At 61.1% G+C, this 19,561-nt stretch carries 17 protein-coding genes and 1 rRNA gene; 13 read left to right on the forward strand and 5 right to left on the reverse strand.

Annotated features, from left to right (window positions below; genetic code table 11):
- The first annotated feature begins 5 nt into the window (after window positions 1-5).
- From rrf to DK391_RS28365, 4 genes are all read left to right on the forward strand, one after another.
- Window positions 6-119, forward strand: a 5S ribosomal RNA gene (gene rrf, locus DK391_RS28350).
- 732 nt (window positions 120-851) lie between these two features.
- Entirely contained in the window at window positions 852-1,559 is a 708-nt protein-coding gene (gene imuA, locus DK391_RS28355; RefSeq protein WP_109481330.1) for a translesion DNA synthesis-associated protein ImuA, read from the forward strand.
- Complete coding sequence (locus DK391_RS28360; RefSeq protein ID WP_239482979.1) at window positions 1,489-2,958, forward strand: DNA polymerase Y family protein; 1,470 nt, start codon at window positions 1,489-1,491, stop codon at window positions 2,956-2,958. The genes imuA and DK391_RS28360 overlap by 71 nt, the downstream gene beginning before the upstream one ends.
- A gap of 6 nt (window positions 2,959-2,964) precedes the next feature.
- A complete protein-coding gene (locus DK391_RS28365; RefSeq protein ID WP_109481332.1) occupies window positions 2,965-6,114 on the forward strand; it encodes an error-prone DNA polymerase in 3,150 nt (1,049 codons plus the stop codon).
- 23 nt (window positions 6,115-6,137) lie between these two features.
- Here DK391_RS28365 and DK391_RS28370 read toward each other — a convergent pair whose 3' ends face one another.
- Entirely contained in the window at window positions 6,138-7,052 is a 915-nt protein-coding gene (locus tag DK391_RS28370) for an SDR family oxidoreductase (protein ID WP_109481333.1), read from the reverse strand.
- A gap of 15 nt (window positions 7,053-7,067) precedes the next feature.
- Complete coding sequence (locus tag DK391_RS28375) at window positions 7,068-7,283, reverse strand: heavy-metal-associated domain-containing protein (RefSeq protein WP_109481334.1); 216 nt, start codon at window positions 7,281-7,283, stop codon at window positions 7,068-7,070.
- 134 nt (window positions 7,284-7,417) lie between these two features.
- Here DK391_RS28375 and cueR point away from each other — a divergent pair, with 134 nt between their 5' ends.
- From cueR to DK391_RS28395, 4 genes are all read left to right on the forward strand, one after another.
- Complete coding sequence (cueR, locus tag DK391_RS28380) at window positions 7,418-7,843, forward strand: Cu(I)-responsive transcriptional regulator (protein WP_109481335.1); 426 nt, start codon at window positions 7,418-7,420, stop codon at window positions 7,841-7,843.
- A 282-nt stretch (window positions 7,844-8,125) separates the two neighbouring features.
- A complete protein-coding gene (locus tag DK391_RS28385) occupies window positions 8,126-8,272 on the forward strand; it encodes a DUF3563 family protein (protein ID WP_109481336.1) in 147 nt (48 codons plus the stop codon).
- 201 nt (window positions 8,273-8,473) lie between these two features.
- Window positions 8,474-8,839, forward strand: coding sequence for a hypothetical protein (locus tag DK391_RS28390; RefSeq protein WP_109481337.1), 366 nt, complete (start codon window positions 8,474-8,476; stop codon window positions 8,837-8,839).
- 163 nt (window positions 8,840-9,002) lie between these two features.
- Window positions 9,003-10,037 (forward strand): ABC transporter substrate-binding protein, encoded by a 1,035-nt coding sequence (locus tag DK391_RS28395; protein WP_109481338.1) that lies wholly within the window; start codon window positions 9,003-9,005, stop codon window positions 10,035-10,037.
- Window positions 10,038-10,067: 30 nt separating this feature from the next.
- On the opposite strand, the gene rlmJ is transcribed toward DK391_RS28395, so the two are convergent.
- Window positions 10,068-10,913, reverse strand: a complete 846-nt coding sequence (gene rlmJ / locus DK391_RS28400; RefSeq protein WP_109481370.1) for a 23S rRNA (adenine(2030)-N(6))-methyltransferase RlmJ — start codon at window positions 10,911-10,913, stop codon at window positions 10,068-10,070.
- Between the two features lie 178 nt (window positions 10,914-11,091).
- A complete protein-coding gene (locus DK391_RS28405; RefSeq protein WP_109481339.1) occupies window positions 11,092-12,063 on the reverse strand; it encodes an aldo/keto reductase in 972 nt (323 codons plus the stop codon).
- Between the two features lie 214 nt (window positions 12,064-12,277).
- Here DK391_RS28405 and DK391_RS28410 point away from each other — a divergent pair, with 214 nt between their 5' ends.
- Together DK391_RS28410 and DK391_RS28415 are read left to right on the forward strand one after the other, a co-directional pair.
- A complete protein-coding gene (locus DK391_RS28410) occupies window positions 12,278-13,075 on the forward strand; it encodes a 3-hydroxybutyrate dehydrogenase (RefSeq protein WP_109481340.1) in 798 nt (265 codons plus the stop codon).
- A gap of 61 nt (window positions 13,076-13,136) precedes the next feature.
- Entirely contained in the window at window positions 13,137-14,387 is a 1,251-nt protein-coding gene (locus DK391_RS28415) for a patatin-like phospholipase family protein (protein WP_109481341.1), read from the forward strand.
- 103 nt (window positions 14,388-14,490) lie between these two features.
- On the opposite strand, the gene DK391_RS28420 is transcribed toward DK391_RS28415, so the two are convergent.
- The gene (locus DK391_RS28420; RefSeq protein ID WP_109481342.1) at window positions 14,491-15,690 is read right to left on the reverse strand and encodes an amino acid aminotransferase; all 1,200 of its coding nucleotides are present in this window, start codon (window positions 15,688-15,690) and stop codon (window positions 14,491-14,493) included.
- Between the two features lie 380 nt (window positions 15,691-16,070).
- On the opposite strand from DK391_RS28420, the gene uvrB reads away from it, so the two are divergent.
- The 3 genes from uvrB to DK391_RS28435 all read left to right on the forward strand — a co-directional run bounded on the left by uvrB (window position 16,071) and on the right by DK391_RS28435 (window position 19,520).
- Window positions 16,071-18,164, forward strand: a complete 2,094-nt coding sequence (gene uvrB, locus DK391_RS28425; protein ID WP_109481343.1) for an excinuclease ABC subunit UvrB — start codon at window positions 16,071-16,073, stop codon at window positions 18,162-18,164.
- 385 nt (window positions 18,165-18,549) lie between these two features.
- A complete protein-coding gene (locus DK391_RS28430) occupies window positions 18,550-19,098 on the forward strand; it encodes an iron transporter (RefSeq protein ID WP_109481344.1) in 549 nt (182 codons plus the stop codon).
- A gap of 86 nt (window positions 19,099-19,184) precedes the next feature.
- Window positions 19,185-19,520 carry a cupredoxin domain-containing protein gene (locus DK391_RS28435; protein WP_109481345.1) on the forward strand — a complete coding sequence of 112 codons (336 nt, stop codon included), beginning with the start codon at window positions 19,185-19,187 and terminating at the stop codon, window positions 19,518-19,520.
- Window positions 19,521-19,561 lie beyond the last annotated feature (41 nt).

A 19,561-nucleotide genomic window follows, 5' to 3' on the forward strand; every position in this document is an offset into this window, starting at 1 on the left:
TCATGCCTGATGACCATAGCGAGTCGGTCCCACCCCTTCCCATCCCGAACAGGACCGTGAAACGACTCTACGCCGATGATAGTGCGGATTGCCCGTGTGAAAGTAGGTAATCGTCAGGCTCCTTACCCAAGACAAGACCCCGCCCTCAAAAGCGGGGTCTTGGCGTTTGGGCGGCGTGAATTCGCGTTCACACGTCCTCCAGCCGCAAAACGGTCGCACTTGGCCGCAGCAGTCTTACTCCTGCCTACTCCTCGCTCAACAACGCGCGAAACATCGCGCGTATTCAACCAGTGCGCCAACTTCGCACTGCACTAGGCGCTCACTTTCCGGCAAGCGCCAATTCCATCATCCCCAGCACTCCGTCAATCTCGTGATGTTCTCAGCGAGCATTCAGATTGATCAGACGATCGCTTTAAAAAGCGAAGCGGCAAAACCGTATCCACGCAGGGTGCGACACCGATCTCACCGCGACCTGAAACCTCCCGCGCAAGCTCAATGCTTCACTTGTACGATCGCACGACGTCAATACTTCACTTAACGCAGACGGTACCGTATCTGAGCTGACTCGACTCATATCGCGTCACGCCGCTTCGATCCACGTCTAGAGATTTTAAGCCGCGATCAATCTTCTCCCATCCTCCTCCGAACCGCTGACCACTCCAGCGTCTCCGCAACCTTCCAATATCCATTCGCGCTCCACCCTGTTAAGGCCCGTTAAAACATCTGACGAGATGTCTTAACTACGCCTTCACACTCCAATAAATCACCCCAACCCTCTCAAAAAGGGCGCCATTCCCATCATCATTTGCGTGTAGGATACTGTATAAATATACAGGTATTTTCCTACGCCGATGTCATCCACAGCTACCCGCGTCGATGAGATTCATCCTTCGCTGTGGCGAGCCTCGCAGCTCGCACGCGGCGGCCGGCGCACGCTCGACACCGGCTATCCGGCGCTATCGACTGAATTGCCCGGCGGCGGCTGGCCCATCGGCGCGCTGGTCGATTTGCTCGTTCAGGTGCCGGGCGTAGGCGAGATGCGCCTGTTGCGGCCCGCATTGAGTTCCATGGGCGATCGTCCGATCGCGCTGGTGCAGCCGCCGCATATCCCAGACGGCTTAGGTCTCGATTACATCGGTCTCTCGCTCGACAGGTTGCTGCACGTGAAAGCGCAAACCAGCGCCGACGCCTTCTGGTCCGCCGAGCAGATTCTGCGCGCCGGCACCTGTGGCGCGCTGATCCTGTGGGCGCAGCATGCGCAGGCGTCGTCGTTGCGTCGGTTGCATCTGGCGGCGCAGTCGTCCGAGACGCTCTTCATCATGGTCCGGCCGCTCACATCGGCTCCTGACTCATCGCCGGCTTTATTGCGGCTTGCCTTACGACCATCGGCCGACGGCCTGATGGTCGACATCGTGAAACGACGAGGCCCAACACGCGCGGAGCCGCTGTCGATTCCTCTTCAACCCACACCCGTTCTGTTTTCCCGTCATGCGCGTCTTTCTCGCCGTCCACTTGCCGAAGTTGCCGCTCGAAGTGTTCCGACCGAGGTGGTCGCCTGAACCCGCGCACGGCAGCGTGGTGCTGGAGAAGGACAAGGTCACGATCGCCGACAGTGCGGCGCGCGCGGCAGGCGTACGGTTGGGAATGAAGCGCGGCGGCGTACTGACGCTATCGCCGGAAACGGCCCTGTATGAACGCGACATCGCGAGCGAGCAAGCAACACAACGGGACGTCGGCATGGCGCTGATGAAGTTTTCACCCGATGTCACGCTGCTCGACGATGCCACCGTGCTCGTCGAAGTCGGCGGAAGTCTGCGGCTTTTCGGTGGTTTGTTATCACTGTGCCGGCAGGCGAAGGCGATGCTCGATGCGCTCGGTCTGACGGCGCGTATCAGCGCCGCACCGACCGGGCAGGGCGCATGGCTGTTGGCGAAATACGGCAACCGGCGCGTGCTGCAGCTCGCGTCGCTCGAGCGCGTGCTCGAACCGCTGCCGATGCTCGCCGTGCCCGAAATCCGGCCGTTTGCCGACTGGTTCAGCGGACTTGGCTGCGAATCGATCGCCGATGTGCGTCGTTTGCCGCGCGCGGGTTTGCAGCGGCGTTGCGGCGAGCATCTGCTGGATTCGCTCGACCGCGCGTTCGGCACCGCGCCGGAACTGTTCGACTGGCTCGAACTGCCGCCCACGTTCAACGCGCGTCTCGAATTGCCCGATCGCCTGGAAGATGCGGACGGCGCCGTCTTTGCCGCGCATCGGCTGATCGTGCAGTTGTGCGGCTGGCTATGCGCGAAGCAACTGGCCGTCACGGCGATCACGCTGTCGTTCGAACATGAGCGCGGCCGCGACGCGATCGCGCCGACGTCGATCGACATCGCGCTGGGTGAGGCCGCGTGGCGCGAAGATCATCTGCTGCGTCTAGTGAAGGAGCGCTTGCATCGTCTGACGCTGGAGGCGCCTGCGATTGTGTTGCGGCTCGATGCATCGAAAGTCGAGGCCGCCGAGCCTGCGACCGATCAACTGTTTCCGCAGCCAGGCGGCTCGCCGGCGGATCATGCGCGCCTGCTCGAATTGCTGATCGCGCGTAACGGCGAAGAGAACGTACTGCGTTCTGTGCCGACCGCCGATTATCGCCCTGAAATCGCCAACCGCTGGCTGCCGATCCATCACGTGGAAAAGAAACGCCAGTTGCCCAAAGGCTTGCCGCGCCCGACATGGATGCTCGCGACACCCGTGCGCCTGCTGATGCGCCAGCATCGGCCGTTTTATGGCTCGCCGCTGAAGTTCGCGTCACCGGGCGAGCGGATCGAAGCGGGCTGGTTCGATGGCGTGCTCGTCACGCGCGATTACTTCGTCATGCAAGGCGAAGACCGCAGCTGTTACTGGGTGTATCGCGAGCGCGTCAGCAGCCGCGATGCCGAAGAGGAGCCGCGCTGGTTCCTGCACGGCCTGTTCGGATGACGCGCGATGGATACGACCTTCAACGTACTGCCGGCCTACGCCGAACTGTTCTGTCTTTCGAACTTCACGTTTCTGCACGGTGCATCGCACGCGGAAGAACTGGCGGAGCGCGCGTTTCAACTCGGCTATTCGGGGCTGGCCGTCACGGATGAATGCTCGCTTGCGGGCGTCGTGCGCGCGCATGTCGCGGCGAAGGAAGTGGGCTTGCCGCTCGTGATCGGTGCGTACTTCCAGTTGCGCAATGCCGATGGCACGCCCGCGTTCGGTCTGATCCTGCTAGCGCAGAATCGCGAGGGCTACGGCAATCTGTCGGAGTTGATCACGCTTGCGCGCACGAGCGCGCCGAAGGGCGAGTATCGGCTGACGCCGCACGATCTGTCGCGACCCGAGCGCGAGTATGCGCATCTGCGCGGCATGCCCGATTGTCTCGCGATCCTCGTGCCGGATTTTCCTGCGAACGAAGCGGTGCTCGACGCGCAGATCGCATGGCTCGACGAGACGTTTCCAGGTCGCGCGTGGGTTGGTCTCGTGCTGCATCAGCGCGCGATGGATGATATTCATCGTGGTGCGCTCGAATATGTCGCGGGGAAGCAAAACGTGCCCGTCGTCGCATTGGGTCACGTTGTGATGCATGTGCGTTCGCGCAAACCGCTGCAGGACACGATGACGGCGATCCGCGTCGGCAAGCCGGTGCACGAATGCGGCTATGAACTCGCGCCGAATGCCGAGCAGCATTTGCGTTCGCGTTTGCGGATCGCGAATCTCTATCCGGAACACACGATACGCGAGACGATCAGTGTGCTGTCGCGCTGTGCGTTTTCGCTCGATGAGCTTCGCTATGAATATCCCGACGAACTCGTGCCCGAAGGCTTCACACCGACCGCGTATCTGCGGCAGGAGACATACATCGGCGCGCGGCATCGCTTTCCGTCGGGCATTCCGTTCAACGTGCAGGAACAGATCGAGCATGAACTCGCGCTGATCGCCGATCTCGGCTACGAGCCGTATTTTTTGACCGTCTACGACATCGTGCGTTATGCGCGCAGTCAACATATCTTGTGTCAGGGACGCGGCTCGGCGGCTAATTCGGCTGTCTGCTATTGCCTTGGCGTGACGGAGGTCGATCCCGCGCGCGGCAACATGCTGTTCGAGCGATTCATTTCAAAAGAACGCGGCGAGCCGCCCGATATCGATGTCGACTTCGAGCATCAGCGGCGTGAAGAGGTGATCCAGTACATCTATCGCAAGTATGGGCGCGACCGTGCTGCGATTGCGGCGGCGGTGTCCACGTATCGACCACGTGGCGCGTTGCGCGAAACGGGCAAGGCGCTCGGCATCGATGCGCAGATCGTCGATACCGTCGCGAAGTCGCATCACTGGTTCGATACGAGTCACGATCTGCTCAAGCGCTTTGAAGAGTCCGGCCTCGATCCCGAGAAACCGATGATCCAGGCGTGGGCGCGGCTCGCAGCACAACTGCTCAATTTTCCGCGTCATCTGTCGCAGCATTCGGGCGGTTTCGTGATCAGCCGCGGCAAGCTCACGCGGCTCGTACCCGTCGAGAACGCGGCAATGGCTGATCGCTCGGTGATCGAATGGGATAAGGACGATCTCGAATCGCTTGGTTTGCTGAAAGTGGATGTGCTTGCGCTCGGCATGTTGTCGGCGATTCGCCGCACGCTGAATCTCGTCGCGGAACAGCGCGGCGAGCGCTTCGAGATGCAGGACATTCCACCCGAAGACAAGGCAACCTACGACATGATCTCGAACGCCGATACGATCGGCGTGTTTCAGATCGAGTCGCGCGCGCAGATGAGCATGTTGCCGCGTCTGCGTCCGCAGAAGTTCTACGACCTCGTGATCGAAGTCGCGATCGTGCGGCCGGGGCCGATTCAGGGCGGGGCGGTGCATCCGTATTTGCGGCGGCGGCAGAAGCTCGAACCCGTCAGCTATCCGAGCGAGCAACTGAAGATCGCGCTGGAGCGCACACTCGGCGTGCCGATTTTCCAGGAGCAGGTGATGCAGGTCGCGATTCTCGCGGCAGGCTTTACGCCCGGCGAAGCCGATCAGTTGCGTCGCGCGATGGCCGCGTGGAAGCGTAAAGGCGGCCTGGAAAAGTACTACGACCGTATTGTCAACGGCATGCAGGAGCGCGGTTACGAGCAGAGTTTTGCCGAAGCGATTTTCGAGCAGATCAAGGGCTTCGGCGAATACGGTTTTCCGGAGAGCCACGCGGCGAGTTTCGCGTTGCTGGTCTACGCGAGCAGCTGGCTGAAATGCCATGAACCTGAAGCGTTTCTCACCGCGATGCTCAACAGCCAGCCGATGGGTTTCTATTCGCCGTCGCAACTGGTGCAGGACGCAAGGCGGCATGGCGTGATGGTGTTGCCTGTCGATGTGACGGTGAGCGGCTGGGAGTCATCGCTTGAAATCGTGGAAGGTCATGCACGGCGCGCGGTGCGTCTCGGTCTGTCGCTGTTGCGCGGCATGAAAGACGGCGCAGCGGAGCGCATCGAGAACGCGCGCGCCGTGAGGCCGTTCCGAAGCGTGCACGATCTCGCGCGCCGCGCGCAACTCAACCGGCGCGATCTGCATGTGCTCGCGGATGCGAATGCGTTGTCGTCGCTGGCTGGCAACCGGCGCGAAGCGTTGTGGCATTCGGTGGATGCCGTGCCCGACAAGGACATGCTGTCGGTCGCCGCCGTTCAGGACGATACGCCCGAGCTCGGCGCGCCTTCGGAAGCGCAGGATATCGTCGCCGATTACCGCTCGGTGGGACTGACGCTTGGCCGTCATCCACTGGAGTTGCTGCGGCCTGCGTTGCTCGAACAGCGGCTGATGCCGGCGTCGGCGTTGCGCGACTATCGCAATGGCAGGCTCGCGCGCGGTTGCGGCATCGTCACCGTGCGGCAGCGGCCAGGCACGGCGAAGGGCGTGCTATTCGTGACGATCGAGGACGAAACGGGCAACGTCAATGTGATCATCTGGCCGAGCCTGCTGGAAAGACAGCGGAAAGAGGCGCTCGGCGCGTCGCTGCTCGCCGTCTATGGCACGTGGCAATGCGAAGGGGAAGTGCGGCATCTGGTGGCGCAACGGCTCGTCGATATGTCGCATCTGCTGGGCGGCCTGCAATCGGTGAGCCGTGATTTCCACTGACACGTATCGCGCCGGGTAACGCGCTAACCGCGCCACGGAAATTGCGCGAGTACTTCGTGGATCGCCGTATCGAACGGTGTGCGTCGCCCGATACCGAGCGCTTCGAGTCGCGCCGAATCGAGATGGCAGTTATGCGGACGCGGCGTCGAGTCGGTCGGCGTGTGCTGCGGCGTCAATTGCGCGTCGATATCCAGTGCGTTCGCGAGGCGCTGAGCGATGTCGTACTTCGTCATCGGCTCGTCGCCAGACCACTGCGTGATGCCGCACACCGCTTCGCCGCGCGCATGCCGCTCCAGCAATTGACGCACGACCACGGCGACGTCGGGCGTAAACGTCGGATAACGGATGGCCCACGCATCCATCACGGCAGGTTTCGCTTCTGGCCTCGTGCGCGCCGATGCGGCAATCGCGGTTACGAGACTCGTCACGGCCGACTCCTGCCATCCGATGATCGGCCCGAACAACAAGGGCAGGCGCAGTACGCAGCCAAGATTCGTCGATTCGATCAGCGCCCGTTCGCCTTCCAGTTTGCTGCGGCCATAGGCGTTAATCGGCGACGGCGCGGCGTCGTAACGGTAGGGCGGTTGCGTGCCGTCGAACACGTAGTCGGTGGAAATGGACAGCACCCATGCGCCGCGCCGCCGCGCCGCCGAGGCAATGGCGCGCACGGCGTCCACGTTTAACGCCCGGGCGAGCGCCGGGTCGTTTTCGCACACATCGGGACGCCGCTCGGCGGCCGCGATGACGATTGCATCGGGTTGCTCGCGTTCGACGAACTGCGCGACAGCGTCGGCATCGCGAATGTCGAGCCTGACGCTGTGCGCGGCGGAGCGGCTGAAGGTGGTCTGAACGAGTCCCCAATCGCGCTGCTGCGCCAGTTCATTGACGATCGCGCGCCCCAGCAGACCCGATGCACCGATAACAGCCACTTTGAACATGCGTGCTTTCCCCGCTCAGTTGCTGCCGACGCCGACGCCGACGACGGTGTAGCCGGCTTCATCGATGGCCGCCTGGAGCGAGTCCACCGATGCGCCCGACTGGACGGCGACCTTGCCCGCCGACAGATCGACCTGGACCTGTGCGCCCGCGTCCTGTTCCTGGATGGCGCGCGTGACGGCTGCGACGCAATGCTGGCAGCTCATGCCTTCTACCTTGAATTCGATGCTCATGCTTGTCCTCTAGCTGATAAGTCCTGCAACGGTTGAATTATGCCTGTCGACCGGCAACTACATGATTGACCTTCCCACTGTGGGAAGGTCAAGAATCATGCAACATATCGTGAAAGCAGAGTGGGGAACCAGCGATGAACATTGGTGAAGCGGCCCGTGCGTCGGGCGTGACGGCGAAGATGATCCGCTACTACGAGAGCGTCGGCCTGCTCGCGGCGAAGGAGCGGACCTCGGCGGGGTACAGGGTTTACGGCGCGCAGGAAGTGCATTCGCTGCGTTTCATCCGTCAGGCGCGGCGTCTCGGTTTTCTGGTCGAGGATATCCGCAAGCTGCTCGCACTGTGGCACGACCGGTCGCGCGCGAGCGCAGAGGTGAAATCGATTGCGCTGGAACATGTGACCGAGCTGGATCGCCGTATCGCCGAGTTAACGGAGATGCGCGACACGCTGGCGCATCTCGCCAACCATTGTCACGGAGACGATCGTCCGGATTGCCCGATCATCGAAAGCCTGGCGGCCCTGGATTCACCGGCAACTGCGCCGCATTGTCACGGCGATTGAAAAACAGTGACGCAACGTTGTGGGTAATCGCCGTGTGCGCACCGAGATGGTGCAAAAGCAGGCTGGCCACCGGCTGATTTTTCGATCTTTGTCGAAAAAATGACCACAAATCAACGCTTTGATGAAGAAATTAACGTGCACCATTCCAAACCGGAATGCACGCCATTCGTGCAATTCACTGGCAAGGTGGCACCGACGCGCTATAATTCGGGTTAACCCTCTTACGGGAAATCCCTGATGCCCAATTCACCGGGGATTCTTAACTGATCCTTGGAGTTCATCATGTTTGCGTTTTTGATCGAAAAGCTGAGCAACTGGTTTGAAACTGCTGAACGTAGCCGCCGTGAGGCCTACCTGGCAGCATCGTCGGACATCGTCCAACTCGAGCAGCGTATTCGCAACCTCGAAACCAGCGGCTACTCGCTGTAAGCAGTACGCACCGGCTCGTACGGTAACGTTCGAAAACGAGCCCCGGTTGCTAGATCAAGCCCCGTTTTACGGGGCTTTGTCACATCTGGAGCCTGTCGATTGCGCTACGCTGGGCGCCGGCGACTAGCTCAAAAACGTGCGCCGCGGTAAGGTATGATGTTTTCGCGATAACCGGCATTCCTACAAACATCCGGGGCGCCCATGTTTTCAGACCACTCGATTCTCTGGCTGCGAACGGCAGCGACTGTCGTACTGCTCGGGGCAGCATCGACGGGATTTGCTGCTTCGTCGACGAGCCGCCCGCCGCTGGTTCTCGACACCCAGGGCGGCATCAGCGACGGCCAGGGCGGCACCGTGCTGCAGACGGCGCCGCTGTCGCACAGCCGTATCGTCGAAGCGCAGCCCATCGCCGCGCCCCAGGAACTCACGCCCAACGGCGCTCCGCCTTATATCGTCGCGCCGTATATCCAGGTGCCGGGCGGTTCGGCGACGCCATATCCCACGCCGACGCCACAGCCTCAACCGAGACCTCAGCCGCGCGTGCTGACGGTACCGCACTCGCAGTAATCCGGCTGGCGGAGCCCAGCAGCGCTCTGATTATTCGGGTTTCGGCGCATGGCGCACGCCAGTTCATCAGACGACAATCGTTGCGCGATCATCGCCCGCCGACGCGTATTTCACGCGTTCCGCGCCGCGAGACGAACAATTCGAACAGAACAGGAGACGACGAATGCGCAACCTCTGGTTACGCCGTACGACGAGTGTGTGTGCGGCGCTGCTGGCACTTGCGGCACACCCTGCAATCGCAAAGGACACGCCCGAGAAACCGGCGCTGACGATGGCCGTCGGCGGCTTGCCGGGCCTTTACTATCTTCCTGTGTTGACCGCGTCTCAGCTTGGCTTCTTCAAGGACGAAGGGCTCGATGTGACGCTGGAGGATTTCGCAGGTGGATCGAAGGCGCTGGAAGCAGTGGTCGGCGGTAGCGCGGACGTCGGCGCCGGCGCGTACGAGCACACCATCTTCATGCAAGCCAAAGGCCAGCACTACCGCGCGTTCGTGCTGATGGGCCGCACACCGCAGATTGCCGTCGCAGTGACGAAAGGCAAGGCCGATACGCTGAAGTCACTGGCCGATTTCAAAGGCGCGAAGGTCGGCGTGAGCGCGCCGGGTTCGTCGACCGCTCTGGTTCTGACTGTCGCGCTGCGCAAGGCGGGCGTGCAACGTAGCGATATTTCGGTAATTGGCGTCGGCAGCGGGGCGACGGTGATTTCGGCCGTGAGCAACGGACAGGTCGACGCACTGTCGAACGTCGAACCGATGATGACCACACTGCAGCGCTCGGGCGATATCAAGGTGCTGATCGATACGCGCACCGTGAAGGGTACGCAGGACGTGTTCGGCGGCACGATGCCCGCCGCGACGCTCTACGCATCGGACAGTTTTATCCAGAAAAATCCGAAGACGACTCAGGCGTTGGCCAATGCAATCGTGCGTGCTGATCGCTGGCTTCAGACGGCAAGCGACGCCGATATCGTGAAGATGGTGCCTGCTGCGTATCTGCTGAACGACAAGGCGCTTTACATCGATGCGTTTCACAACGTTCGCGAGGCGTATTCACCGGATGGCATGATGCCCGCCGACGGCCCACCGACCGCGTTGCGTGCGCTCTCATCGTTCGATACGCGGCTCGATGCGTCGAAGGTCGATCTGAAAGCGACCTACACGAACGACTTCGCGCGCAAGGCGGCCGAGCAGGTCAAATAGGGCGCACGGCGTTGCAAGGCTCGCGGCGGCTCAGTCGCCGCGATGCTCGATCTTGAATTGCGCGGCCTTGTCTTCTCCAAGCGCTTCGACGAGCCACGGCAACGTGTCCTTCATCATCTTCGCCAGCGTGTAGGGCGGATTCAGAATGAACATGCCGCTGCCGAAGAGTCCAAAACCGTCGTCAGGCGGGTTGCTGACCGTCAACGAAACATGCAGCCAGTTCTTGTCCTGCAGCCGTTTCAGTTGCTCGGGAAAGCGCTGCGATTCTGGCCGTGCGACCTGCGGATACCAGATCGCATAGGTGCCGGTCGCAAATCGTTTCAGACTTTCCTCAACGCAGTTCAGCACACGCGCATAGTCCTTCTTGTCTTCATAAGACGGATCGACCAGCACCAGCGCGCGACGTGGCGCGGGCGGCAGCAGTGCCTTGATGCCATCGAAGCCATCGCCTGCGAACAGCATCGCGCGGCGGCCGGCGTCGCGGAAGTTATGCCGCAGCACGTCGATCTCGGTGCTATGCAATTCGAACAGCCGCATGCGGTCCTGTTCGCGCATCAGACGCCATGCGAGATAGGGCGAGCCGGGGTAATAACGCAACTCGCCGTCGGGATTCAGCGCCGACACTTCATCGACATAATCGGCGAGCACGGGCGGCAGATCCTTGCGGTTCCACAATCTGGCGATGCCCGTTTCGAACTCGGCGGTTTTGGTCGCGTAGCCTTCCTTCAGCGAATAGACGCCTGCGCCCGCGTGCGTGTCGATGTACCAGTACGCCTTGTCCTTTTGTCCAAGGTAGCGCAGCAACTGCACGACAACGGCGTGCTTGAGGACGTCGGCGTGATTGCCTGCGTGAAAAGCGTGGCGGTAACTGAGCATGGCGATGAAGGCGCTGAAGAAAGACAGGTTTATGCGGACGCGCTGCAAAGCATTGCGGCCGCACGGTCAAACGTTGGGGCTGCGTATTGTACGCGAGCGGGCGCCGCAGCCCGCCGCAGCAACTTGACTGCGCAGACCGCCAGCAACATGCAGCCGGCCTGCGCGTAATCCCAAACGCTTACTGATAACCGTCGCCGACGATCGATTCGATCTTTTCCTTGAGTTCCGGCGTGATCTGTTCGGCCACGTCCTTCGCTTTCATGTTTTCCGCGATCTGTTCGACACGCGACGCGCCCGTGATGATCGTGCTGACATTCGGATTCTTCAGGATCCACGCGAGCGCTAGATGCCCCATGGTGCAGCCAAGCTCATCGGCGATCGTGCCAAGCTGGCCGACCACATTGTTCTTGCCCGAATCCGTCAGTTCCTTGCGCAGCCAGTCGTAGCCCTGCAGGTCCGCGCGGCTGCCTGCTGGTACGCCGTTACGGTACTTGCCTGTCAGCAAACCGGAAGCGAGCGGGCTCCACGTGGTGAGGCCGAGACCGATGTCTTCATACAGCCGGCTATATTCCTGCTCGACGCGCTTACGATGGAACAGGTTGTATTGCGGCTGCTCCATCACGGGCTTGTGCAGGTGATGACGCTCGGCAATCTCATAGGCTGCGCGAATTTCATCGGCGCTCCATTCGGACGTGCCCCAGTAGAGCGCCTTGCCGCGCGTGATCATGTCGCTCATCGCCCAGACCGTTTCTTCGACGGGCGTGTTTGGGTCAGGCCGATGACAGAACACGAGATCGACATAATCGAGTTGCAGACGCTTGAGCGAATGGTCGATTGCGTTCAGCAGATACTTGCGGTTGAGCGTGTGATACTGGTTCGGTGCCTCGTTGAGCCCCCAGAAGAATTTGGTCGAGACGATGTAGCTCACGCGCGGCCAGTTCAGTTCCTTCAGCGCTTCGCCCATGATCTGCTCGGACTTGCCGCCCGCATAGACCTCGGCGTTATCGAAGAAATTCACGCCCGCGTCGCGCGCAGCCGCCAGCGATTCCCGCGCGGCGCTTCGGTCCACCTGATTGCCGTAAGTCACCCATGAACCGATGGACAGTTCGCTGACTTGCAGGCCGGAACGGCCGAGACGTCGGTAGTTCATCCAGATCTCCTTGTGTGAATGTCGTGCTGGAACCCAACACGATAATCCGAATCTTTAAGACGTGCCTTTGCATGTGTAGTTCGCGCCGGTTCATGCACAATAGCGGAACCGGCCGCAGTGCAGCAATCGACCGAACGGCATATGCCATTCAGCCAGCTTGATGCTGCCTGCGCGCCATATTTTCATTGCTCAATCAACTGCATGGAGGTTCTGGATGTCGTCATCGAATGAGAGTCTGAAAGGCAAGGTCGCCGTCGTCACGGGTGCGGCGAGCGGCATCGGCAAGCAGATCGCGTTGACGCTGTCGGCGGCGGGCGCGGCCGTCGCGATCGCGGACCTGAACCAGGACGGCGCAAACGCCGTCGCCGAAGAAATCAACAAGGCAGGCGGCAAGGCGCTTGGCGTCGCGATGGACGTGACGAACGAAGACGCCGTCACCCAGGGCATCGATAAGGTCGCGGCCGAACTCGGCTCGGTGGATATCCTGATTTCAAACGCCGGCATCCAGATCGTTAATCCAATCGAAAACTACTCGTTCTCGGACTGGAAGAAGATGCAGGCGATTCACGTCGACGGCGCCTTCCTCACCACCAAGGCGGCACTCAAGCACATGTACAAGGTCGATCGCGGTGGCATCGTGATCTACATGGGTTCGGTGCACTCGCATGAAGCGTCGCCGCTGAAATCGGCCTATGTGACGGCCAAGCACGCACTGCTCGGTCTGTCGCGCGTGCTCGCGAAGGAAGGCGCGAAGCATAACGTGCGCTCGCATGTCGTATGTCCGGGTTTCGTGCGTACGCCGCTGGTCGACAAGCAGATTCCCGAGCAGGCCAAGGAGCTGGGCATCAGCGAGGAAGAAGTGGTCAAGCGCGTGATGCTGGGCGGTACGGTGGACGGCATCTTCACGACGGTCGAAGACGTCGCGCAAACAGTGCTGTTCCTGTCGTCGTTCCCGACGGCGGCGCTGACGGGCCAATCGTTCATCGTCAGCCACGGTTGGTACATGCAGTAAGCGCGCAATAGGTGTGCAAAAAGCGTGCAATAACCGCATGCAATAGACGAGGAGGGTGATGATGGCGCAACGCGATTCACAACGCAGTGTGAAGCGGGCACGCGCCGGCGATGCCGGTGCAGGAGAAAGTGGGCAGGCGGGCGCCGCGCCCGACGTTCGCGCCAGTCATCACGCGGCGATACCTGAGTACGAAACCGTCGCGCTGATGCTGCAAGGCGGCGGCGCGCTCGGTGCCTATCAGGCGGGTGTGTACGAGGGGCTGGATGAAGCCGGCATCCGGCCCAACTGGCTGGCGGGCATATCGATCGGTGCGTTGAATACGGCGATCATTGCGGGCAATGCGCCTGAGCATCGCGTCGAAAAATTGCGCGAGTTCTGGGAGACCATCTGCCAGCCGGCCTATGGTCCGCCCGTGCCGCCTGCCATCGAGCAGGCGTTCTTCAACTCGAACGACACGGTGCGCAAGGCGTTCACGGCGATGCAGGCAGTCGGTGCTCTCGTCGATGGGCAGAAGGGCTTTTTCACGCCGCGTTTTCCCCCGCCGTTGCCCGCCGTTTCCGTCCCGCCGCAGAATGCGAGCTACTACGACACCACGCCGCTCAAGGCGACCCTCGAACGCTTATGCGATTTCGACCGGATCAACTCGAAGAAGATGCGTGTTTCGGTTGGCGCGGTGAATGTGCACACCGGCAACTTCGCGTATTTCGACAACTCGAATACGACGCTGAGGCCCGAACATTTCATGGCGTCGGGTGCGTTGCCGCCGGGCTTCGGCGCGGTGGAGATCGACGGGCAGTATTACTGGGACGGCGGATTGATGTCGAACACGCCGCTCCACGAAGTAGCGCAAACCAGCCCACGCCGCGATACGCTCGCGTTTCAGGTGGACTTGTGGAGCGCGCTGGGGCCGGTGCCGGACAACATCACCGACGTGCAAGGCCGGATGAAGGATATTCAGTATTCGAGCCGCACGCGCCTCGTCACAGACATGATTCAGCGCACGCAGCGCTTCCGGCATGTGTTGCGCGAAGTGCTGGCGCGGGTCGCGCCCGAGCATCGCGACGACCGCTGGTGCAAGCTCGCCGAAGAACTGTCGTGCTCGAAGCGCTATAACGTGATTCACCTGATCTACCGCAACAAGGAATACGAAGGGCACTACAAGGACTACCAGTTCGGGCTGTCGACGATGCTCCAGCATTGGGAGAGCGGCCTCGAAGACATTCGCCACTCGCTTGCACAACCGGGTTGGCTAGAGATGCCCGATAACGATTCGGGCTTCGTCACGCACGATATCCATCGCGATCTGCGTTGAGTCAGATTTCAGTCCGATGCACGCGGCATAAAAAAGGCGCTCACAAGGAGCGCCTTTTTTTAATCGACGTTGAGACGGCGTCTGCCGCCGTCCCTCGCCATACTTACTTCAGAACAGCAGCAACCGCGTTAGCCACCACGTCCAGGTTGCGCGTGTTCAGCGCAGCCACGCAGATGCGGCCCGTGCTGACAGCGTAGATGCCGAACTCTTCGCGCAGACGGTCCACTTGCGGTGCCGTCAGACCCGAGTACGAGAACATGCCGCGCTGTGCGTTGACGAAGCTGAAGTCGCGGTCGATGCCCGCTGCCTTCAGACCCTCGACGAGGCCATTGCGCATCGCGCGAATGCGGTCACGCATTTCGCCGAGTTCCGCTTCCCACGTAGCGCGCAGTTCCGGCGAACCGAGCACGGCTGCCACGACGGCACCGCCATGCGTCGGCGGGTTCGAGTAGTTCGTGCGGATCACGCGCTTGAGTTGCGACAGCACGCGTGTGGCTTCTTCCTTGCTGCCCGTGATGATCGACAGCGCGCCGACGCGCTCGCCGTACAGCGAGAACGACTTCGAGAACGACGACGACACGAACACGTTCAGTTCCGATTGTGCGAACAGACGCACTGCGGCTGCGTCGGCGTCGATGCCGTCGCCGAAGCCCTGATACGCGATGTCGAGGAACGGCACCAGTTCACGCGCCTTCACGACTTCAACGACCTGCTTCCACTGGTCGACCGTCAGATCCACGCCCGTCGGGTTGTGGCAGCAGGCGTGCAGCACGACGACCGTGCCTGCCGCATAGCTGTTGAGCGCCGACAGCATGCCTTCGAAGTTCACGCCGTGGGTGGCGGCGTCGTAGTACGGGTACGAGACGACTTCGAAACCAGCGCTTTCGAACAGCGCGCGGTGGTTTTCCCAGCTCGGATCGCTGATCGCGACCTTCGATGCCGGGTTCACGCGCTTCAGGAAGTCCGCGCCGATCTTCAGCGCGCCCGTGCCGCCCAGCGCCTGCGCCGTGACGACACGGCCAGCCGCGATCAGCGGCGAATCGTTGCCGAGCAGCAGCTTTTGCACGGCTGCGTCATAGACAGCGATACCTTCGATAGGCAGATAGCCGCGCGGCAGCGCTGCTTCGATGCGTGCCTTTTCTGCATCGCGGACAGCGCGCAGCAGAGGAATCTTGCCTTCTTCGTTGGTGTACACGCCGACGCCAAGATTGACCTTGGTCGTGCGCGTATCGGCGTTGAAAGCTTCGTTCAGGCCCAGAATCGGGTCGCGAGGAGCGAGTTCGACAGCGGAGAACAGAGACATGATGATTCGGCAGTAGTGAAAAGAGGGACGACTTCGGATGCTGCTAGGAACCGCATGCACCTTGCAGTGGCCGGGTTCGGAATGAGTGGCGGAGCATTGTGCCCCGCATTCCGGCGATGCCTGAAACCGACGGCCGCGCTGGCGCGCAACGTGCCATTGTAACGAATCTCGCCGGGTTTTTTGACATCGGCGTGACGGGCGAGCGGATTAATTTGCAATGAAAACAGCGATCTGGCGATGTTTTTATGCCGCGTCCGCATGAATCCGTGCGCAGCAGCGGAAGGGCGTCACGCAAGCGCAGGCCCACGCGGCGAGCCGTCAGCCCGCCTGTTCGCAAAACGCTAGAATAGTCGTTTGCTTCCGGCATAGGTGCCGCTTCCATGTCCGAACATCATCTGAGTGAAGTCCAGGACGCTCTCGACGAATCCAAATTCGTGACGTTCGAGGGCTCTCCGTTCCGGCTCTACCAACCGTATCCGCCCGCCGGCGACCAGCCGACGGCTATCGACACACTTGTTGAAGGTGTCGAGGACGGCCTGTCGTTCCAGACGCTGCTCGGCGTGACGGGCTCCGGCAAGACCTACACGATGGCGAACACGATCGCGCGCCTCGGCCGGCCGGCTATCGTGTTCGCGCCCAACAAGACGCTCGCCGCGCAGCTGTACGCGGAATTCCGCGAGTTTTTCCCGCGCAACGCCGTCGAATACTTCGTCTCGTACTACGACTATTACCAGCCGGAAGCGTACGTGCCGCAGCGCGACCTGTTCATCGAGAAGGACTCGTCGATCAACGAGCACATCGAACAGATGCGTCTGTCGGCGACCAAGAGCCTGATGGAACGGCGCGATGTCGTGATCGTCGCGACCGTGTCGGCGATTTACGGTATCGGAAATCCGTCGGAATATCACCAGATGATTCTGACGCTGCGCACCGGCGACAAGATTGGGCAGCGCGACATCATCGCGCGTCTGATTGCGATGCAGTACAACCGCAATGAAGCCGATTTCGCGCGCGGTTCGTTCCGGGTGCGCGGCGACACGATCGATATTTTCCCGGCCGAGCACGCGGAAATGGCCGTGCGCGTCGAACTGTTCGACGATGAAATCGACACGCTGCAACTGTTCGATCCGCTCACGGGCAAAGTGCGTCAGAAAATTCCGCGTTTCACCGTGTATCCCTCGTCGCACTATGTGACGCCGCGTGAGACAGTGATGCGGGCTGTTGAGACGATCAAGTCGGAATTGCGTGATCGTCTTGAGTTTTTCTACGGCGACGGCAAGCTTGTCGAAGCGCAGCGGCTCGAACAGCGCACGCGTTTCGATCTGGAAATGCTGCAGGAACTGGGTTTCTGCAAAGGCATCGAGAACTACTCGCGGCACTTCTCGGGTGCGCTGCCCGGCGAGCCGCCGCCGACACTCGTCGACTATCTGCCGTCCGACGCGATGATGTTCCTCGACGAATCGCACGTGCTGATCGGCCAGTTGAACGGCATGTACAACGGCGACCGCGCGCGTAAGGAAAATCTCGTCGATTACGGTTTCCGGCTGCCGTCCGCGCTCGACAACCGGCCGCTCAAGTTCAACGAGTTCGAACGCAAGATGCGCCAGGTCGTGTTCGTGTCGGCGACGCCCGCTGACTACGAGAAGAAGACGGCGGGGCAGGTGGCCGAGCAGGTGGTGCGCCCAACGGGGCTTGTCGATCCGGAGATCGAAGTGCGCCCGGCGCGCTCGCAGGTCGACGATGTGCTCGGCGAGATCAACGAGCGCGTGAAGGCGGGCGATCGCGTGCTGGTCACCGTCCTGACCAAGCGCATGGCCGAGCAACTGACCGAGTTTCTCGCCGACCACGGCGTGAAGGTGCGCTATCTGCATAGCGACATCGACACCGTCGAACGGGTCGAAATCATCCGCGATCTGCGTCTGGGCACCTTCGACGTGCTGGTCGGGATCAACCTGCTGCGCGAGGGTCTGGATATTCCGGAAGTCTCGCTGGTGGCGATTCTCGATGCCGACAAGGAAGGTTTCCTGCGCGCCGAGCGCTCGCTGATCCAGACCATCGGCCGCGCCGCGCGGAATGTGAACGGCAAGGCGATTCTCTACGCCGACAAGATCACCGATTCCATGAAGCGCGCAATCGACGAAACCGAGCGGCGGCGCGCCAAGCAGATGGCGTTCAACGAGAAGATGGGCATCGTGCCGCGTGGCGTGGTGAAGCGCATCAAGGACATCATCGACGGCGTCTACAACGTCGACGAAGCGCGGGCTGAGCTGAAGGAGCAGCAGGTTCGTGCGAAGTTCGAAGACATGTCTGAAAAGCAGATCGCCAAGGAGATCAAGCGTCTTGAGAAGCAGATGATGGAGCACGCGAAGAATCTCGAATTCGAAAAAGCGGCTCAGATGCGTGACCAACTTGCACTGCTGCGGCAGCGCGTGTTCGGCGCGAACGTCGGCGATCATCTGACGGGCACGGACTAAACCTTGGTGTCCAGGAGGCGTGCATGCGGCGCTTTGCCGCCGTGTGCACGTCTATCGAGCACGTTTTTGCGCGATATTCCTGCGGAACCATTTCGAAACCTGCGTTAAAGCTCACCGTAAGACCCTGTTGCAGCAAGGCTTTCGACGCTCCCACATTTGTTTCTCCCCTTGAACAGTGATAAACTGGATCAAGTATTGAGAATGGTTCGCATTACCGTTCGTTGCTGGTTTCGCATTTGCGTCGGCGCGTTGTTGGCGCATTGGCGTCGGCGGCATCGAACCATTTGAGGAAGACGCGAAGACCACGCGCAGGCGAGACCTCTTCAGCGCGGTTTCAGATTTCAGCTTTTCGTTGCTTCAGTCTAAAAAAACCAAAGGAGTTTCAATGCGCGTTTCGTCAATCTTGAGCGGCGGGGTTGCTGCCCTTGCTGCCGTGGCCATGATGTCGGCGTCGGCCGCTGAATACCCCATCGGCAAGCAGCAGATCCGTGGCGGCATGGAAATCGGCGCCGTGTATCTGCAGCCGATCACGATGGATCCGGAAGGCATGATGCGTAAGGCGTCGGATTCCGATGTCCACCTCGAAGCCGACATCCACGCCGTCAAGAAGAACCCGACGGGTTTCGCCGAAGGCGACTGGATGCCGTATCTGCAAGTGCGTTACGAACTGACGAAGCCGGGTTCGAGCTACGACCAGAAGGGCGACATGATGCCGATGGTCGCCGACGACGGTCCGCACTATGGCGACAACGTCAAGCTCGCCGGCCCGGGCAAGTATCACCTGAAGCTGATCGTGCAGCCGCCGATGCAGGATGGCCATATGGCATTCGGCCGTCACGTCGACAAGGAAACGGGCGTGGGCCCGTGGTTCACGCCGTTCACGCTCGAATACGACTTCACGTTCGCGGGCATCGGCAAGAAGGGCGGTTACTAAGCGTTTGATCGCATCGCGATCCCTGATGTAGTACGCGGCGCGTGAGAAGTATGTGAAAAAGCGCGCCGCATTCTTAGGAAGGGTGCATGAGAGTGAATAAGAAGATTGCCGTTCTCGCGATGGCGGCATCGTTGTTCGGGGTGGCGCACGCCGCCGAGGAAGCCGTTACGTTCAAGCTGGAAATGACGGACGGCAAGCTGACGCCGGCGCGTATCGAAGTGCCTGCGGGCAAGCGTATCCGTATCGAAGTGAAGAACACGGGTAAGGGCGCGGCCGAGTTCGAAAGCGTCGAGCTGCGCAAGGAAAAGGTTCTGGCGCCGGGCGCCGAATCGGTGGTCGTGATCGCGCCGCTCGATCCCGGCACCTACAAGTTTTTTGATGATTTCCATCAGCAGGCGCAGGGCGTGATCGTCGCCAAGTGACGTCGCGGCAGCACGAGCCGTAACACGGACGCGCGGCGTCC

This window comes from Paraburkholderia sp. C35 (genome assembly GCF_003121405.1).
GTDB lineage: Bacteria > Pseudomonadota > Gammaproteobacteria > Burkholderiales > Burkholderiaceae > Paraburkholderia.

Coding starts and splice junctions, on each gene's coding strand:
- DK391_RS28365 (WP_109481332.1), top strand. CDS start 2,965: ATGGATACGACCTTCAACGTACTGCCGGCCTACGCCGAACTGTTCTGT.
- DK391_RS28435 (WP_109481345.1), top strand. CDS start 19,185: ATGAGAGTGAATAAGAAGATTGCCGTTCTCGCGATGGCGGCATCGTTG.
- cueR (WP_109481335.1), top strand. CDS start 7,418: ATGAACATTGGTGAAGCGGCCCGTGCGTCGGGCGTGACGGCGAAGATG.
- DK391_RS28390 (WP_109481337.1), top strand. CDS start 8,474: ATGTTTTCAGACCACTCGATTCTCTGGCTGCGAACGGCAGCGACTGTC.
- DK391_RS28375 (WP_109481334.1), bottom strand. CDS start 7,283: ATGAGCATCGAATTCAAGGTAGAAGGCATGAGCTGCCAGCATTGCGTC.
- DK391_RS28430 (WP_109481344.1), top strand. CDS start 18,550: ATGCGCGTTTCGTCAATCTTGAGCGGCGGGGTTGCTGCCCTTGCTGCC.
- rlmJ (WP_109481370.1), bottom strand. CDS start 10,913: ATGCTCAGTTACCGCCACGCTTTTCACGCAGGCAATCACGCCGACGTC.
- DK391_RS28385 (WP_109481336.1), top strand. CDS start 8,126: ATGTTTGCGTTTTTGATCGAAAAGCTGAGCAACTGGTTTGAAACTGCT.
- DK391_RS28360 (WP_239482979.1), top strand. CDS start 1,489: ATGCGCGTCTTTCTCGCCGTCCACTTGCCGAAGTTGCCGCTCGAAGTG.
- DK391_RS28405 (WP_109481339.1), bottom strand. CDS start 12,063: ATGAACTACCGACGTCTCGGCCGTTCCGGCCTGCAAGTCAGCGAACTG.
- DK391_RS28410 (WP_109481340.1), top strand. CDS start 12,278: ATGTCGTCATCGAATGAGAGTCTGAAAGGCAAGGTCGCCGTCGTCACG.
- uvrB (WP_109481343.1), top strand. CDS start 16,071: ATGTCCGAACATCATCTGAGTGAAGTCCAGGACGCTCTCGACGAATCC.
- DK391_RS28420 (WP_109481342.1), bottom strand. CDS start 15,690: ATGTCTCTGTTCTCCGCTGTCGAACTCGCTCCTCGCGACCCGATTCTG.
- DK391_RS28415 (WP_109481341.1), top strand. CDS start 13,137: ATGGCGCAACGCGATTCACAACGCAGTGTGAAGCGGGCACGCGCCGGC.
- DK391_RS28395 (WP_109481338.1), top strand. CDS start 9,003: ATGCGCAACCTCTGGTTACGCCGTACGACGAGTGTGTGTGCGGCGCTG.
- imuA (WP_109481330.1), top strand. CDS start 852: ATGTCATCCACAGCTACCCGCGTCGATGAGATTCATCCTTCGCTGTGG.
- DK391_RS28370 (WP_109481333.1), bottom strand. CDS start 7,052: ATGTTCAAAGTGGCTGTTATCGGTGCATCGGGTCTGCTGGGGCGCGCG.